Source organism: Vibrio sp. B7 (assembly GCF_963888765.1).
Classification (GTDB): domain Bacteria; phylum Pseudomonadota; class Gammaproteobacteria; order Enterobacterales; family Vibrionaceae; genus Vibrio; species Vibrio anguillarum.
Map to the genome: position 1 here is coordinate 59546 of NZ_CAWPKR010000007.1, position 16246 is coordinate 75791.

Annotated in this window: 15 protein-coding genes; 12 read left to right on the top strand and 3 right to left on the bottom strand. The window is 45.4% G+C overall.

What is annotated here, in order from left to right:
• Nucleotides 1-38: 38 nt before the first annotated feature.
• From atpE to glmU, 8 genes are all read left to right on the top strand, one after another.
• The gene (atpE, locus tag AACV32_RS04170; protein WP_002540812.1) at nucleotides 39-293 is read left to right on the top strand and encodes a F0F1 ATP synthase subunit C; all 255 of its coding nucleotides are present in this window, start codon (nucleotides 39-41) and stop codon (nucleotides 291-293) included.
• A 76-nt stretch (nucleotides 294-369) separates the two neighbouring features.
• Complete coding sequence (atpF, locus tag AACV32_RS04175; protein WP_013855591.1) at nucleotides 370-840, top strand: F0F1 ATP synthase subunit B; 471 nt, start codon at nucleotides 370-372, stop codon at nucleotides 838-840.
• A 15-nt stretch (nucleotides 841-855) separates the two neighbouring features.
• Complete coding sequence (atpH, locus tag AACV32_RS04180; RefSeq protein WP_013855592.1) at nucleotides 856-1389, top strand: F0F1 ATP synthase subunit delta; 534 nt, start codon at nucleotides 856-858, stop codon at nucleotides 1387-1389.
• Between the two features lie 13 nt (nucleotides 1390-1402).
• Nucleotides 1403-2944 carry a F0F1 ATP synthase subunit alpha gene (gene atpA, locus AACV32_RS04185; protein ID WP_026027662.1) on the top strand — a complete coding sequence of 514 codons (1542 nt, stop codon included), beginning with the start codon at nucleotides 1403-1405 and terminating at the stop codon, nucleotides 2942-2944.
• Between the two features lie 63 nt (nucleotides 2945-3007).
• Complete coding sequence (atpG, locus tag AACV32_RS04190) at nucleotides 3008-3874, top strand: F0F1 ATP synthase subunit gamma (RefSeq protein ID WP_013855594.1); 867 nt, start codon at nucleotides 3008-3010, stop codon at nucleotides 3872-3874.
• Nucleotides 3875-3908: 34 nt separating this feature from the next.
• Nucleotides 3909-5312, top strand: coding sequence for a F0F1 ATP synthase subunit beta (atpD, locus tag AACV32_RS04195; RefSeq protein WP_010319968.1), 1404 nt, complete (start codon nucleotides 3909-3911; stop codon nucleotides 5310-5312).
• 18 nt (nucleotides 5313-5330) lie between these two features.
• Nucleotides 5331-5753: a F0F1 ATP synthase subunit epsilon gene (locus tag AACV32_RS04200; protein WP_013855597.1), complete on the top strand. Its 423-nt coding sequence runs from the start codon at nucleotides 5331-5333 to the stop codon at nucleotides 5751-5753.
• A 150-nt stretch (nucleotides 5754-5903) separates the two neighbouring features.
• On the top strand, nucleotides 5904-7265 hold the full coding sequence (gene glmU, locus AACV32_RS04205; protein ID WP_026028518.1) for a bifunctional UDP-N-acetylglucosamine diphosphorylase/glucosamine-1-phosphate N-acetyltransferase GlmU: 1362 nt from the start codon (nucleotides 5904-5906) through the stop codon (nucleotides 7263-7265).
• A 64-nt stretch (nucleotides 7266-7329) separates the two neighbouring features.
• Here the strand turns inward: glmU and punC are convergent, their stop codons facing one another.
• A complete protein-coding gene (punC, locus tag AACV32_RS04210) occupies nucleotides 7330-8535 on the bottom strand; it encodes a purine nucleoside transporter PunC (RefSeq protein ID WP_026027660.1) in 1206 nt (401 codons plus the stop codon).
• A 148-nt stretch (nucleotides 8536-8683) separates the two neighbouring features.
• Between punC and punR the strand changes: the two genes are divergently transcribed.
• Nucleotides 8684-9589, top strand: a complete 906-nt coding sequence (gene punR / locus AACV32_RS04215) for a DNA-binding transcriptional activator PunR (RefSeq protein WP_094147384.1) — start codon at nucleotides 8684-8686, stop codon at nucleotides 9587-9589.
• Nucleotides 9590-9655: 66 nt separating this feature from the next.
• Here punR and fadA read toward each other — a convergent pair whose 3' ends face one another.
• Nucleotides 9656-10831 carry an acetyl-CoA C-acyltransferase FadA gene (gene fadA, locus AACV32_RS04220; protein WP_170895674.1) on the bottom strand — a complete coding sequence of 392 codons (1176 nt, stop codon included), beginning with the start codon at nucleotides 10829-10831 and terminating at the stop codon, nucleotides 9656-9658.
• A 14-nt stretch (nucleotides 10832-10845) separates the two neighbouring features.
• The gene (fadB, locus tag AACV32_RS04225) at nucleotides 10846-13017 is read right to left on the bottom strand and encodes a fatty acid oxidation complex subunit alpha FadB (protein WP_017049652.1); all 2172 of its coding nucleotides are present in this window, start codon (nucleotides 13015-13017) and stop codon (nucleotides 10846-10848) included.
• A 218-nt stretch (nucleotides 13018-13235) separates the two neighbouring features.
• On the opposite strand from fadB, the gene AACV32_RS04230 reads away from it, so the two are divergent.
• The 3 genes from AACV32_RS04230 to hemG are packed head-to-tail and all read left to right on the top strand — an operon-like array spanning nucleotide 13236 to nucleotide 15884.
• A complete protein-coding gene (locus AACV32_RS04230) occupies nucleotides 13236-13859 on the top strand; it encodes a YigZ family protein (protein WP_013855603.1) in 624 nt (207 codons plus the stop codon).
• A 30-nt stretch (nucleotides 13860-13889) separates the two neighbouring features.
• Entirely contained in the window at nucleotides 13890-15347 is a 1458-nt protein-coding gene (locus tag AACV32_RS04235) for a TrkH family potassium uptake protein (protein WP_017046377.1), read from the top strand.
• A 9-nt stretch (nucleotides 15348-15356) separates the two neighbouring features.
• Complete coding sequence (hemG, locus tag AACV32_RS04240) at nucleotides 15357-15884, top strand: menaquinone-dependent protoporphyrinogen IX dehydrogenase (protein WP_013855605.1); 528 nt, start codon at nucleotides 15357-15359, stop codon at nucleotides 15882-15884.
• The last annotated feature ends 362 nt before the right edge of the window (nucleotides 15885-16246 follow it).

Sequence of the window (16246 nt, forward strand, 5' to 3'; positions counted from 1 at the left end):
TGGGCACATAAGCCAACAACTATAAATTGGAGATAGTAATGGAAACTTTACTGAGCTTTTCTGCAATCGCCGTAGGTATTATCGTCGGTCTTGCTTCTCTTGGTACAGCGATTGGTTTCGCACTTCTAGGCGGTAAATTCCTTGAAGGTGCTGCTCGTCAACCAGAAATGGCTCCTATGCTACAAGTTAAGATGTTTATCATCGCGGGTCTACTTGATGCGGTTCCTATGATCGGTATCGTAATTGCGCTTCTATTCACTTTCGCGAACCCATTTGTTGGTCAACTAGGTTAATCAACCGATCACACAAATTGATGATTTGTCGTTGATTAATACTTTTCGTTGGTGAACAAATAGAGGGGTAGCTGTTGTGAATATGAACGCAACTCTGCTAGGTCAAGCAATCGCGTTTGCACTGTTTGTGTGGTTCTGCATGAAATATGTATGGCCGCCAATCATGAATGCGATCGAAGAGCGTCAGAAGAAAATTGCTGACGGTCTTTCAGCCGCTGAGCGTGCTGCTAAAAACTTGGATCTAGCACAAGCCAACGCTTCTGAACAAATGAAAGAAGCGAAGCGCACTGCAACTGAGGTCATCGAACAGGCAAATAAACGTAAAGCTCAAATTTTAGACGAAGCACGTGAGGAAGCTCAGGCAGAACGCCAGAAAATCCTTGCTCAAGCGGAAGCTGAACTTGAATCTGAACGTAACCGTGCCCGCGATGAGCTGCGTAAACAAGTTGCAACTCTGGCTGTAGCTGGTGCTGAGAAAATCCTTGAGCGTTCTATCGATAAAGATGCGCACAAAGATATTCTCGACAACATTACTGCAAGACTTTAAGGATGGGGGCGCTTTATGTCTGATTTGACTACAATTGCACGCCCCTATGCTAAAGCAGCATTCGATTTTGCGGTAGAGAAAAAGCAACTTGACCAATGGGGTCAGATGTTAGCTTTTGCTGCCGAGGTCGCAAAGAACGAGCAAATGAAAGAGCTACTAACGGGCTCTGTTTCGGCTGAGAAATTAGCGGAAATTTTCATCGCAATTTGTGGCGAACAGTTTGATGTTTATGGCCAGAACCTGTTAAAGGTGATGGCTGAGAATGGCCGATTAAAGGCTCTTCCTGATGTTAGTGAACAGTTCTTTGCTCTGAAACAAGAGCATGAGAAGCAGATGGATGTTGAAGTGATTTCAGCAACTGAGCTTTCTGATGAACAGCTTGTCAATATCAGCACCAAACTTGAGCAGCGTCTTGAACGCAAAGTTCAGCTGAATTGCAGTATAGATGAGACCCTACTTGGTGGGGTTATAATTCGAGCCGGAGACCTTGTCATCGATAACTCAGCCCGCGGTCGTTTAAACCGCCTGAGCGATGCATTACAGTCTTGATGGGGATTGGAGCATGCAACTTAATTCCACGGAAATTAGCGATCTAATTAAACAACGTATCGAATCTTTCGACGTTGTTAGTGAAGCTCGCAATGAAGGTACTATCGTATCGGTAAGCGATGGTATCATTCGCATTCACGGCCTAGCGGACGTGATGCAAGGTGAAATGATTGAATTACCGAGTGGCCGTTATGCACTTGCACTTAACCTTGAGCGTGACTCGGTTGGTGCGGTTGTCATGGGCCCATATGCTGACCTTAAGGAAGGCATGAAAGTAACAGGTTCTGGTCGTATTCTTGAAGTGCCAGTTGGTCCTGAATTGTTAGGTCGCGTAGTGAATACACTCGGTCAGCCTATCGATGGTAAAGGTCCTATCGAAGCGAAATTGTCTTCACCTGTTGAAATGATTGCACCTGGTGTAATCGACCGTAAATCAGTCGATCAACCAGTACAAACCGGCTATAAGTCAGTTGACTCTATGATCCCAATCGGTCGTGGCCAACGTGAACTTATCATCGGTGACCGTCAAACTGGTAAAACAGCAATGGCGATCGACGCAATTATTAACCAAAAAGATTCAGGTATTTACTCTATCTATGTTGCGATTGGCCAAAAAGCCTCAACTATCGCTAACGTAGTACGCAAATTAGAAGAGCACGGCGCGCTTGCAAACACAGTTGTGGTTGTTGCATCGGCTTCTGAATCCGCGGCATTGCAATACCTTGCGCCATATGCAGGTTGTGCAATGGGTGAATACTTCCGCGATCGCGGTGAAGATGCACTGATTGTTTATGATGACTTATCTAAACAAGCGGTTGCTTACCGTCAGATCTCACTACTACTCAAACGCCCACCAGGCCGTGAAGCATTCCCAGGTGACGTTTTCTATCTCCACTCTCGTCTACTTGAGCGTGCTGCTCGTGTCAGCGAAGAGTATGTAGAACGTTTCACTAAGGGTGAAGTGAAAGGTAAAACCGGTTCTTTAACCGCGCTACCTATCATTGAAACACAAGCGGGTGACGTTTCAGCATTCGTACCGACTAACGTAATCTCGATTACCGATGGTCAGATCTTCCTACAAACTGAACTATTCAACGCGGGTGTTCGCCCAGCCGTTGACCCTGGTATTTCAGTATCCCGTGTAGGTGGTGCCGCTCAGACGAAAATCATCAAGAAACTGTCAGGTGGTATCCGTACCGCGCTTGCACAGTACCGTGAACTTGCTGCATTTGCTCAGTTCTCGTCAGATCTTGATGAAGCGACGAAGAGACAGCTAAACCATGGTCAGAAAGTAACAGAGCTGATGAAGCAGAAACAATATGCTCCGATGTCTGTGTTTGACCAAGCGTTGGTTATCTTTGCGGCAGAGCGTGGTTATTTAAATGATGTTGCGTTGAATAAACTGGCTGATTTTGAATCTGCTCTACTGTCGTATGCTCGTGGTCAATATGTTGATCTTGTAAAAGATATCGACAAATCGGGTGCTTATAACGATGAAATCGAAGCTCAGTTCAAGAAACTGGTTGACGATTTCAAGGCAACCCAGACCTGGTAATTGGTGGGTGACCTTAGGGTCACCACTGACCAATAACGGATTACCTTAAAAGAGAGTAAAACGATGGCCGGCGCAAAAGAGATACGTAATAAAATCGGTAGTGTTAAAAGCACGCAGAAAATTACGAAAGCGATGGAAATGGTAGCAGCTTCAAAAATGCGTCGTTCGCAAGACGGCATGGAAGCTTCTCGTCCATACGCTGAAACAATGCGTAAAGTGATCGGTCATGTGGCGAGTGCAAATCTAGAATATCGTCATCCTTATCTAGAAGAGCGCGAAGCCAAACGTGTTGGTTACATCATTATTTCAACAGACCGTGGTTTGTGTGGTGGTTTGAACGTGAACTTGTTCAAAAAAGCTCTACATGACATGAAAGATTGGTCGGAGAAAGGTGCTGAGGTTGAGCTGGCAATTGTGGGCTCAAAGGCAACGGCTTTCTTTAGAAACAGTGGTGCTAAAGTCGCTGCTCAAGTCTCTGGTTTGGGCGATAGCCCAACCTTGGAAGATTTGATCGGTTCCGTTGGTGTTATGCTGAAGAAATATGATGCAGGTGAGTTGGATCGCCTATACGTAGTGTTCAACAAATTTGTGAATACTATGGTTCAAGAACCAACGATCGATCAATTACTACCTTTGCCTAGATCGAATAGCGAAGAGATGAAACGCGAACATTCTTGGGACTACATCTATGAGCCTGAACCAAAGCCTCTACTCGATGCACTATTGCTGCGTTATGTAGAGTCTCAGGTTTATCAGGGTGTGGTTGAGAATCTTGCTTGTGAGCAAGCTGCTCGAATGATTGCGATGAAAGCAGCTACCGATAACGCAAGCAACTTGATTGATGATTTACAGCTTGTGTATAACAAAGCCCGTCAGGCGGCGATTACACAAGAACTATCGGAAATCGTTTCTGGTGCAGCAGCGGTTTAAGCTTAGGTAAAACAAACAGTTTAGAGGATTAACGATGGCTACAGGTAAGATCGTACAGATCATCGGTGCGGTAGTCGACGTAGAGTTCCCACAGGGCGAAGTACCAAGTGTTTACGATGCTCTGAATGTTGTGGATTCAAAAGAACGTCTCGTTCTTGAAGTTCAACAGCAGCTTGGCGGTGGCGTGATTCGCGCAATCGTAATGGGTAGCTCTGATGGTTTACGTCGTGGTTTGGTAGTTGAAAATACTGGCGCTCCAATTTCAGTACCAGTCGGTATTAAGACTTTAGGTCGTATCATGAACGTGCTTGGTGATGCGATTGATGAGCGTGGTGAAATCGGTGCGGAAGAGCTTTACTCTATCCACCGTCCAGCTCCAAGCTATGAAGAGCAATCAAACGAAACTGCTCTTCTTGAAACCGGTGTAAAAGTAATCGATTTGGTTTGTCCATTCTCTAAGGGTGGTAAAATCGGTCTATTTGGTGGTGCAGGTGTAGGTAAGACCGTTAACATGATGGAGCTTATCAACAACATCGCACTGCAACACTCAGGTCTTTCAGTATTTGCGGGTGTTGGTGAACGTACTCGTGAAGGTAACGATTTCTACTATGAGATGCAGGAAGCAGGTGTTGTAAACATCGAAGAGCCTGAAAAATCAAAAGTAGCGATGGTTTACGGACAGATGAACGAGCCACCAGGCAACCGTCTACGTGTTGCACTGACGGGTTTGACAATGGCAGAACGTTTCCGTGACGAAGGTCGGGACGTACTTCTGTTCATCGATAACATCTACCGTTACACGCTTGCCGGTACGGAAGTATCAGCACTGCTAGGTCGTATGCCTTCAGCGGTAGGTTACCAACCTACTCTTGCAGAAGAGATGGGTGTGCTTCAGGAGCGTATTACGTCAACTAAGCAAGGTTCTATCACGTCTGTACAGGCGGTATATGTACCAGCAGATGACTTGACGGACCCGTCTCCAGCCACAACGTTCGCGCACTTGGATGCAACGGTTGTACTTAACCGTAACATCGCAGCAATGGGCCTATACCCAGCGATCGACCCACTCGATTCAACGTCTCGTCAGCTAGACCCACTCGTCGTAGGTCAAGAGCACTACGACATCGCTCGTGGCGTTCAGCAGACGCTTCAGCGCTACAAAGAGCTGAAAGACATCATTGCGATCTTGGGTATGGACGAGTTGTCTGAATCGGATAAGCAAGTTGTATCACGTGCACGTAAGATTGAACGTTTTCTAACTCAGCCTTATCACGTAGCTGAAGTATTTACAGGTGACCCTGGTGTTTACGTACCTCTAAAAGAGACGCTACGTGGCTTCAAAGGTCTTCTATCTGGTGAATACGATGACATTCCAGAGCAAGCGTTTATGTACTGCGGTACTATCGACGATGCGATTGAGAATGCTAAGAAGCTATAAGGCTAACTAGGAGGCGATATGGCAGCAATAACCTTTCACCTAGACGTCGTCAGTGCAGAGAAGAAAATCTTCTCTGGCCAAGTCGAAACGTTTCAGGTGACCGGTAGCGAAGGTGAACTGGGAATTTTCCACGGTCACACACCGCTGCTGACCGCTATTAAGCCTGGTATGGTGCGTATCGTTAAGCTACACGGCCACGAAGAAATTATTTATGTTTCGGGTGGTATTGTCGAAGTGCAACCGGGTACTGCTACAGTACTGGCTGATACGGCAATTCGTGGTGAAGAACTAGACGCAGCTAAGGCAGAAGAAGCCAAACGCAAAGCTGAAGAGAATATTTCAAATCAGCATGGCGATATGAACTTCGCACAAGCGGCCAGTGAACTGGCTAAAGCCATGGCTCAGTTACGAGTTATCGAGCTGACCAAAAAACGTCGTTAATGTGTTTTATAATTAAGACGTGATGTAAAAAGGCGACCTATAGGTCGCCTTTTTGCTTATTTTTTAACAGAAAATTATGTAGTTAAATTAACTATCTCTTTAATTACCGCTAAAATGCGGCTTAACTTTTTTAACGTCAATAGGTTGTCAATGAAATTTAGCGCAGTGATCCTCGCAGCAGGTAAAGGTACTCGAATGTATTCTAATATGCCTAAAGTGCTGCACAAACTGGCGGGTAAGCCAATGGTGAAACACGTAATTGATACGTGCAATAGCTTAGGTGCCCAAAATATCCACTTGGTTTATGGTCATGGTGGTGAGCAAATGCAGCAAGCGCTTGCCGAAGAGTCGGTTAACTGGGTGCTGCAAGCGGATCAATTAGGAACTGGCCATGCCGTTGATCAAGCCTCGCCTCATTTCCAAGACGATGAGAAGATCCTCGTGTTGTACGGTGATGTTCCATTGATCTCGGAAGAAACCGTGGAAAGCTTGTTAGATGCACAGCCTAATGATGGAATAGCCTTGCTGACAGTGGTACTGGATAACCCAACCGGTTATGGCCGTATCGTGCGTAAGCATGGCCCAGTGGTGGCAATTGTTGAACAAAAAGATGCCACTGATGAGCAAAAGTTAATTAAAGAGATCAATACGGGCGTGATGGTGGCAACGGGGCGCGATCTCAAGCGCTGGTTGTCAGGCTTAAGTAATGAGAACGCGCAAGGCGAATATTATCTGACAGATGTTATCGCTGCAGCGCACAATGAAGGCCGCGCAGTTGAGGCTGTTCATCCTGCCAGCTCTATTGAAGTGGAAGGGGTAAATGATCGCGCTCAACTGGCTCGTTTAGAGCGTGCTTATCAAGCAACACAAGCGAAAAAGCTATTAGAACAAGGTGTGATGCTACGCGATCCTACGCGTTTTGATCTGCGTGGTGAATTACAGTGTGGGATGGATGTTGAGATTGATGCAAACGTCATCATCGAAGGAAATGTCTCTTTGGGTGATAACGTAATTATCGGCATGGGTTGCGTGCTTAAAGATTGCGAAATTGATGACAACACAGTGATCCGCCCATACAGCGTCATTGAAGGGGCAACCGTTGCAGAAAACTGTACCGTTGGGCCTTTTACCCGTTTACGTCCTGGTGCTGAACTGCGTAATGATGCGCACGTGGGTAATTTCGTAGAAGTAAAAAATACTCGTTTGGGTGAAGGTTCAAAAGCCAATCACTTAACTTATCTTGGTGATGCCGAAATTGGCCAGCGTGTTAATGTCGGAGCTGGCGTTATCACTTGTAATTACGATGGTGTCAATAAATTCAAAACCACAATTGGTGATGATGTGTTTGTCGGTTCAGACAGCCAGTTGATTGCTCCTGTAACGATCGCCAATGGTGCAACGATTGGTGCTGGCACTACGCTAAGCAGTAACGTTGCTGAAGGTGAGTTAGTCATCACTCGCGCGAAAGAGCGCAAAATCAATGGTTGGAAGCGTCCGGTTAAGCGTAGCTAACAAATAAACGATTAAAAAGCCGCTCATCATGAGCGGCTTTTTGTATCAGTTCTTATTAAAAGACTTACTCTTCATCGCTGACTACGCGTGCATTATCTGGTGCGGTGAAGTGCTGAGAAAGTTCGCGGTTCGAGACGATATAGCCAATCCATAGCCCACCCATACAAATCATAATTGCAATACCCGTCACCATTTGTGCTTGGCTGGCTAACGTTGCGACCAATGCGCTGGCTAAACTACTAACGCAGATTTGTAAGCTATTTTGTAAACCCGCTGCAGTGGCTGGGCTTTGTTTGGCACTCGATAGTGCGCGGTTCACCACGATAGGGTAAAGCGCTCCGTTGGCAACTGCTATTAAGCAAAACGGTGCCAAAATTGGCCAAATTGAGGTCAGTTGCCACTGTGATGCAATGAATACTAATAAAGTGGCAACGCTGAAGAGGCCAATCAACTGCTTGAGCACTTTTTCGTCACCAAATTTATTCACTCCCACCTTACCTAAGTAGCCACCAACCATGAAAGCGATCGTTTGAGGAATAAAACTCAAACCGATATCTTTAGCGGCATAACCAAGGCGTGCCATAATCTCTGGCATCCCAGTCAAGTAAGCAAAGAAGGCCGCAGAAGCACAAGCAAACATCATCACATTACCCAAGTAGGTTTTAGTGCTGAGCAGAGCTTTGATATCTTGCTTAATTGAGGTTTGTTTGGGTTGTGATTGTTCATTTTTTTGAGCAAAAGTACAGGCTACAAGCGCAACGCCCATTAATGTCAATGTCACAAAAATACTGTGCCAACCAAAGTTATCGGCCAGTAAGACGCCTAATTGAGGTGCAAGCGCGGGTGAAAGCGCGACCAAAGGCATGATGGTGGCGAATATTTGCTGGCTTGTTTTAGCTGGGTAGCGTTGAATTACCATTGCTTGCCAGATCACTGCGGGAGCACACACCCCTAAAGCTTGCACAAAGCGCAACGCTAATAATTGCCACACCTGCTCGCTAAAAGCTAAACCAAATGATGCTAACGTGAAGAGAACTAGGCCAGCCGCTAAAGTGTTACGGTGACCATATTTATCGGAAGCTAAGCCCCACACCAGTTGACCTAATGCCATGCCGACCAGAAAAACGGTGAGAGACAAGGCTATTTGCTCTGGCCCTGTGGCAAAGTCCATTTCCATCGCTTTAAAGGCAGGGAGGTACATATCTGTGGCAATGAAGCCAAGCATAGAGAGCGCGGCTAAGTACAGCAACTGTAATTTTGATGCTTTCATTTTTATTACCATTCAAAAAAATTAATCAATATTTGGTCAGCATTAATCTATGCCAACCTTAATTTATCTATTCATCTATTCTATTTTTCGTTTAATATTAAATGAAACGCTAAATTTGTTGGTTATTCATCAAAAAAATTGAAGGCTTATGTTTTCTAAATCCTCATTAGAAATGCTTGATACTGTCGCACGGTTGGGTAGTTTTACCGCCGCTGCGGAAGTTTTGCATAAAGTGCCGTCAGCGATCAGCTACGGCGTTCGCCAAGTCGAACAAGATTTGGATGTGCTGCTGTTTCGCCGTTTACCTAGAAAGGTGGAACTGACGCCCGCTGGTGAGCTGTTTATGGTGGAGGCTCGCCAATTGCTTAGGCAGATGGAAGAGATTCGTTCACAAACTAAACGCGCGGCGCATGGTTGGCAGAAAACGCTAAAATTGACGCTTGATAACGTGGTCAAACTCGACAAAATGAAACCGCTGGTGGAAGATTTTTATCGCACGTTTGAGTTTGCTGAGCTGCAAATCAACATGGAAGTGTTTAATGGCTCATGGGAAGCTATTGCTCAAGGTCGAGCTGACATTGTGATTGGTGCAACCTCTGCGATTCCTGTCGGTGGTGATTTTGAAGTGCGTGACATGGGTGTGTTGGATTGGGCATTTGTAATGTCTCCTCGTCACCCTTGTGCTCAAGAGCCCTATTTAACCGAAGATTTTGTCAGTCAGTTCCCGGCGATTTGTTTGGATGACACGTCAAGTGTATTACCCAAGCGGCATACGGATCACTACCCGCAGCAACGGCGCTTACTTTTACCGAATTGGTATAGTGCGATTGAATGCTTAAAAAATGAAGTCGGTGTGGGCTACATGCCAAGACACATTGCACAACCTTTGATTGTTGATGGTGGGTTGGTTGAACGGGTTCTCACCGTTGATAAACTGCTTAGTCAATGCTGTTTAGTATGGCGCAAAGATGATAATCATAAATTGATCGAGTGGATGGTAAATTATCTGGGCAGTAGCGATCAACTTTATCGTGATTGGCTTCAAGCTAAATAACCTAATAAGAAGAGCCAGCAGTGCTGGCTCTTAAAAGACTCTTCAGTGAGAAGAAAAACAGAATGGTTATGGGCGCTCAAAAATAGTCGCAATGCCTTGGCCTAAACCAATGCACATCGTTGCTAGACCATATTTGGCGTCTTTCGCTTCCATCAAGTTAATCAATGTGGTTGAGATGCGCGTGCCAGAACACCCGAGAGGATGACCCAGCGCGATCGCCCCTCCGTTTAGGTTAACCTTCTCATCCACTACATCGAGCAAACCAAGATCTTTCGCGCAAGGTAGAGATTGAGCTGCAAACGCTTCGTTTAACTCAATCACATCCATATCTTGCATGGTGAGGCCTGCACGCTGTAGCGCTTTATGGGTCGCCGGAACTGGCCCGTAACCCATAATTGAAGGATCGCAACCAGCGACGGCCATTGATTTCACACGCGCACGAATCTTTAAGCCAAGCGCATTGGCTTTCTCTTCGCTCATGATCAACATCGCCGATGCGCCATCGGACAGAGCCGATGAGGTGCCTGCCGTTACAGTACCATTGGCTGGGTCAAAAACAGGACGCAACTGTGCTAGCCCCTCAATAGTGGTTTCCGGGCGGATCACTTCATCAAAATCGAGCGTGAACAGAGTACCATCTTCGGCATGAGCTTCAGTGGGGAGGATTTCATTTTTGAAGCGGCCTTCAACGGTTGCTGCGTAAGCGCGTTGATGCGAACGAGCGGCAAAGGCATCTTGTTGCTCACGGCTAATGCCGTGCATTTTACCTAACATCTCAGCCGTTAACCCCATCATCCCCGCAGCTTTGGCAACGGTTTTTGACATGCCAGGATGGAAATCAACGCCATGGTTCATCGGTACGTGTCCCATATGCTCAACGCCGCCCACAAGGCAGATTTCAGCATCACCAACCATAATGGCGCGGGTGGCATCATGCAGTGCTTGCATTGATGAACCACATAAACGGTTAACGGTGACGGCACCAATTTCAATCGGCAAGCCAGCCAACAGTGCCGCATTACGCGCGACGTTAAAGCCTTGTTCTAAGGTTTGTTGCACACAACCCCAGTAGATATCTTCGATCTCTTTTGGGTTGACTTGTGGATTACGGGCTAAAATGCCTTTCATCAGATGTGCAGATAAATCTTCCGCACGAGTATGACGAAATGCCCCACCTTTTGAACGACCCATCGGGGTGCGTAGGCAATCAACAATTACGACATTTCTCTTATGTGAAGTCATTTGGACATCTCTCCTTAGATAGAACTTGCTTGTTGAGTACTGTAGAAGGTCTCGCCTTTTTCTGCCATATCAAGCAGCAGTTGAGGTACATGATACATCGCGCCCAATGCTTGGTATTGGCTTGCCATTGCAACGTAGTTTTGTAAGCCAAGACTATCGAGATAGCGGAATACGCCGCCTCTAAAAGGAGGGAACCCCAAGCCGTACACCAACGCCATATCCGCTTCTTGGGGTGAAGCGATGATCTTCTCTTCTAAACAGAGTGCCACTTCATTGATCATCGGAATCATCATGCGCTCAATGATGGTTTGATCATCAAAAGTACGTTTATCACCACATTCTACGTTAAGAACAGTGAGAACCTCTTCAGAGAAAGTTTTCTTCGGTTTGCCTTTCTTATCTAAAGTGTATTGATAGAAACCGCTGCCATTTTTCTGGCCATATTTATTGGCGTCAAACAGTGCATCAATAGCATCGCGGCCCTGTTTACCCATACGTTCGGGGAAACCTTGTGCCATTACTGCTTGTGCATGGTGAGCGGTATCAATACCGACCACATCTAGAAGATAAGCAGGGCCCATTGGCCAACCAAACTTACGTTCCATCACTTTATCGATTTGAGTGAAATCAGCGCCATCGCGCAGTAATAAACTAAAGCCACCAAAGTAAGGGAAAAGTACGCGGTTTACGAAGAACCCAGGGCAGTCATTGACCACGATGGGGGATTTACCCATTTTGGCTGCGTAAGCGACAACTCGATTGATGGTTTCATCGGAAGTGTGTTCACCACGAATAATTTCCACCAATGGCATACGATGTACTGGGTTAAAAAAGTGCATACCACAGAAGTTTTCTGGACGTTTGAGTGATTTGGCCAGTAGGTTGATTGGAATGGTTGAGGTGTTCGAGGTGATAACCGCATCCTCACCAACATTGGCTTCGACTTCACTTAGTACCGCGGCTTTGATTTTCGGGTTTTCAACCACAGCTTCAACAATCACATCCGCTTGCTCAATCCCCGCATAATGCAGGCTAGGCGTAATCGATGCCAGCACACTGGCCATTTTAAAACCATCAATTTTTCCGCGCTCTAGCTGCTTGTTAAGTAACTTAGATGCCTCTGTCATACCTAAATTAAGGGACGATTGAGCAATATCTTTCATCAAAACAGGCACGCCCTTTACTGCCGATTGATAAGCAATGCCGCCGCCCATGATCCCCGCACCAAGTACCGCCGCTCGTCCGGTTTCTTTATTGGCTGATTTGGCCGCTTTTTTTGCCAGTGCTTTAATATATTGGTCGTTGAGGAATAAACCGACCAAGGATTTCGCCGCTTCAGAATGAGCGAGCTTAACGAAGTGTTTACGCTCAATGGCCAATGCTTCATCACGGCTACAGCGCGCGGCTTCTTCTATTGCAATAACAGCGGTTATTGGCGCTGGATAATGAGGCCCGGCATGCTGTGCAACCAAGCCTTTGGCCATGGTGAAGCTCATCATGGCTTCTAATTTGCTGAGTGTCAGCGCGGACATTTTTTGCTGGCGACGCATTTTCCAATCAACGGTTTCATTGATGGCCGATGTGATGGTTTTGAGTGCTGACTCAAGCAGTTTGTCGCTATCAACAATCGCATCGAGCAGCCCAATTTTAAGGGCTTCCTCAGCACGACATGCTTTGCCTTGAGTGATCACTTCCATAGCATTGTCGGCACCAATTACACGAGGCAGACGCACACAGCCACCGAACCCCGGCATAATACCAAGCTTTGTTTCCGGTAATCCTATGCTGGTGGTTGCGTCACCAATACGGAAATCGGTAGCGAGTACACACTCACATCCACCGCCTAGCGCGTGCCCTGTTAAAGCGGCTAGTGTCGGAACGGGTAGATCTTCTAGTTTGTTGAAAATGCTATTGGCAAATTGCAGCCATTGGTCGAGTTCTTGCGCAGGTTTAGCAAAGAGACCTAAAAACTCAGTGATATCAGCCCCGACAATAAAAGATTCTTTATCGGAAGTAAGAATAAGGCCTTTCAGTCCTTGGTGGGCTTTTAGGGCATCAAGTGCATGGTTGAGCGATTCAAGAGTGGCAAGGTCAAGTTTGTTCACTGACTCCTTGGAGCAGAAACGCAACTCCGCAATACCATCTTGTAATTCCTTTACCTGTAGGGTGTTGGCTTGGTAAATCATTGTCTATCTCCGTGACATACAACCTTAAGATCGTGTGTGAGAGTTTTTGTTGTATTAATGGTTCTGGTTTGACCAGTCGGTTTAGTTTGACCTGAGGATTGTTTAATTTCAATACATTTTTTAAACAACTGTTTAACATTGAGTGCGAATGGAGATCAGCGCTGCTTTTTTAAGTGCACGTGTTACACTCTTGCCATCCGCTCGATCTATGATTTCACATGAACGAACAACCTTATTTAATTCCAGCGTTGCCCACCCAATTTGAAGAGGAAATCAAAAAAAGCCTCTTTATTACCTATTTGGCCCATACTCCGAGTGTAGATGCTGCCAAAGCCTTCGTTGCGCAAATAAAGACAAAACATAGCGACGCCAGACATAACTGCTGGGGCTTTGTTGCCGGACGACCGGAAGATTCGATGTTGTGGGGTTTTAGTGATGATGGTGAGCCATCAGGAACGGCGGGCAAACCGATATTGGCGCAGCTAGCCGGATCGAGTGTCGGGGAGTTAACGGCCGTCGTCACTCGTTATTATGGTGGGATTCGTCTTGGCACTGGTGGGTTAGTTAAAGCTTATGGTGGCGGAGTACAACAAGCACTCAAGCAGCTTCAAACTATTGAGAAAAAAATCACCACAAAATTATCCCTAACGTTAGACTACGGTTTTGTGCCGATTGCTCAATCCATCATCGCGCAGTATGAAGCATTAGAAGTCGAAGCCGATTATAAAGAACAGGTTAAATTTCTTGTTGAGATAGAATTGCGCCATCTTGATGCCTTTACTCAAACTATCATTAATAAAAGCGGTGCAAAAGCTGTAGTGACCGCCATAAAAAATAATTAGGAAGTCAGAAGCTTCGCTTCAGAAAAAGCAATGCAAATTCGATCTATTATTCGTATCGTCGGGCTTTTGCTCGCGCTATTTAGTGTCTCTATGCTTGCCCCTGCGCTGGTGGCTTTGCTGTACCGCGATGGTGCAGGTGTACCTTTTGTCACGACCTTTTTTGTATTGTTGATGTGTGGCGGTTTTTTTTGGTTTCCAAACCGCCGCTATCGACATGAATTGAAAGCCAGAGACGGTTTTTTGATCGTTGTACTGTTTTGGACGGTTATCGGTAGTGCGGGTTCATTACCATTTTGGTTAGCGGATAACCCTAATGTATCGGTGACGGATGCGTTTTTTGAATCGTTTTCAGCATTAACCACCACCGGAGCAACCGTCATTGTTGGGTTAGATGAATTACCTAAAGCGATTTTGTTCTATCGGCAGTTTTTACAATGGTTTGGTGGGATGGGGATCATCGTTCTAGCGGTGGCCATTTTGCCAGTATTGGGAATTGGGGGAATGCAGTTATATCGAGCAGAAATTCCAGGCCCGGTCAAAGATACTAAAGTCACTCCAAGAATCGCCGAAACCGCTAAAGCACTTTGGTACATCTATTTAAGCTTAACGATTGCCTGCGCGACTGCTTTTTGGGCAGCAGGGATGACCCTATTTGATGCGATTTGTCATAGCTTCTCTACGATCGCTATTGGTGGGTTTTCGACTCATGATGCAAGCATGGGGTATTTTGACAGTTATGCGATCAATTTAATTACGGTTGTTTTTTTGCTCATTTCAGCCTGTAATTTTACGCTCCATTACGCGGCGTTTGCGACAGGTGGTGTTCATCCAAAATATTACCTTAAAGATCCAGAGTTTAGAGCTTTTGCTCTTATACAAGTCATTTTGTTTGCGGTTTGCTTTTCGATTTTACTCAAACACCATTCTTACGACTCTTTTTATGACGCTTTTGATCAGGCGCTATTTCAAACGGTATCCATTTCGACGACGGCAGGCTTTACCACAACAGGTTTTGCAGATTGGCCGTTATTCTTACCTGTATTATTGCTGTTTTCTTCATTTATAGGTGGGTGTGCTGGCTCTACGGGCGGTGGCATGAAAGTAATCCGTATCTTATTGCTTACCTTACAAGGTGCTCGTGAGATGAAACGCCTTATCCACCCCAGAGCCGTGTATACGATTAAGGTGGGCGGAAGTGCTCTTTCACAGCGAGTTGTTGACGCGGTTTGGGGATTTTTCTCAGCGTACGCACTGGTCTTCGTGGCGTGTATGTTGGCATTGATCGCAACAGGGATGGATGAACTGAGTGCATTTTCTGCCGTCGCTGCAACATTGAATAACTTAGGGCCTGGATTAGGTCAAGTCTCCGTACACTTTGCGGATGTTAATGACAGTGCAAAATGGGTATTGGTTGTTTCGATGCTCTTTGGTCGCTTAGAAATTTTTACACTATTAATACTGCTTACCCCTACGTTTTGGCGCAGTTAAGGATATCCCGTGCAAAAAGCTCTTTTTCTCTATTCTTCCCGTGAAGGTCAAACCAAGAAAATTCTTAACTATATAAAAGAGGAACTTTCTGAGTTTGATTGCGAACTTGCCGATTTACATCAAATTGAGGATATTGATTTAGCTCTTTACGATCGAGTCTTAATTGGTGCTTCTATTCGCTACGGACATTTAAATAAAAAACTTTATCAATTTATAGAAAAACATGCCGAGCAATTAGCACTCGCTAAAGCGGCGTTCTTTTGTGTCAACTTAACTGCAAGAAAAGAAGCGCAGGGTAAAGATACTCCAGAAGGAAGTGTCTATATTAAAACCTTTCTCAGTAAATCAGCATGGCAACCAAAGCTAATCGGAGTTTTCGCTGGTGCTCTTTACTATCCACGTTATCACTTTTTCGATAAGGTGATGATTCGTTTCATCATGTCATTGACTGGCGGTGAAACTGACACCTCAAAAGAAGTTGAGTACACAAACTGGCAAAAAGTATCTCTTTTTAGTGATAATTTTAAAAAATTGTAAATAAAAAGTCGATTTTTAGCGTCTTTTGGCTTTTTTCTGTTCGAACGAATAGAAAATCAAAAAAAACAGCAAAAAGGGGTTGCCAACGTGACGACGATCTCTATAATGCCGCCTCACTGACACGGCACAGCCAGTAAGGGTTCAAGCCCAATTAGCCAGCCAATCAGTAGGTCAAATCGATAAGACGAAATAATGTAAAAAAGTGTTTGACACTTTTCATTATCTCGCTAGAATAGCCGCCTCTTCAAAGGAAGCCTCGGCAAGCCAGAGAAGAACGCTCTTTAACAATATAAACCTATCAATCTGTGTGGGCACTCGTTGATGATAATCAAAAAAGATTTATCAATGAACTGAGTGACCAA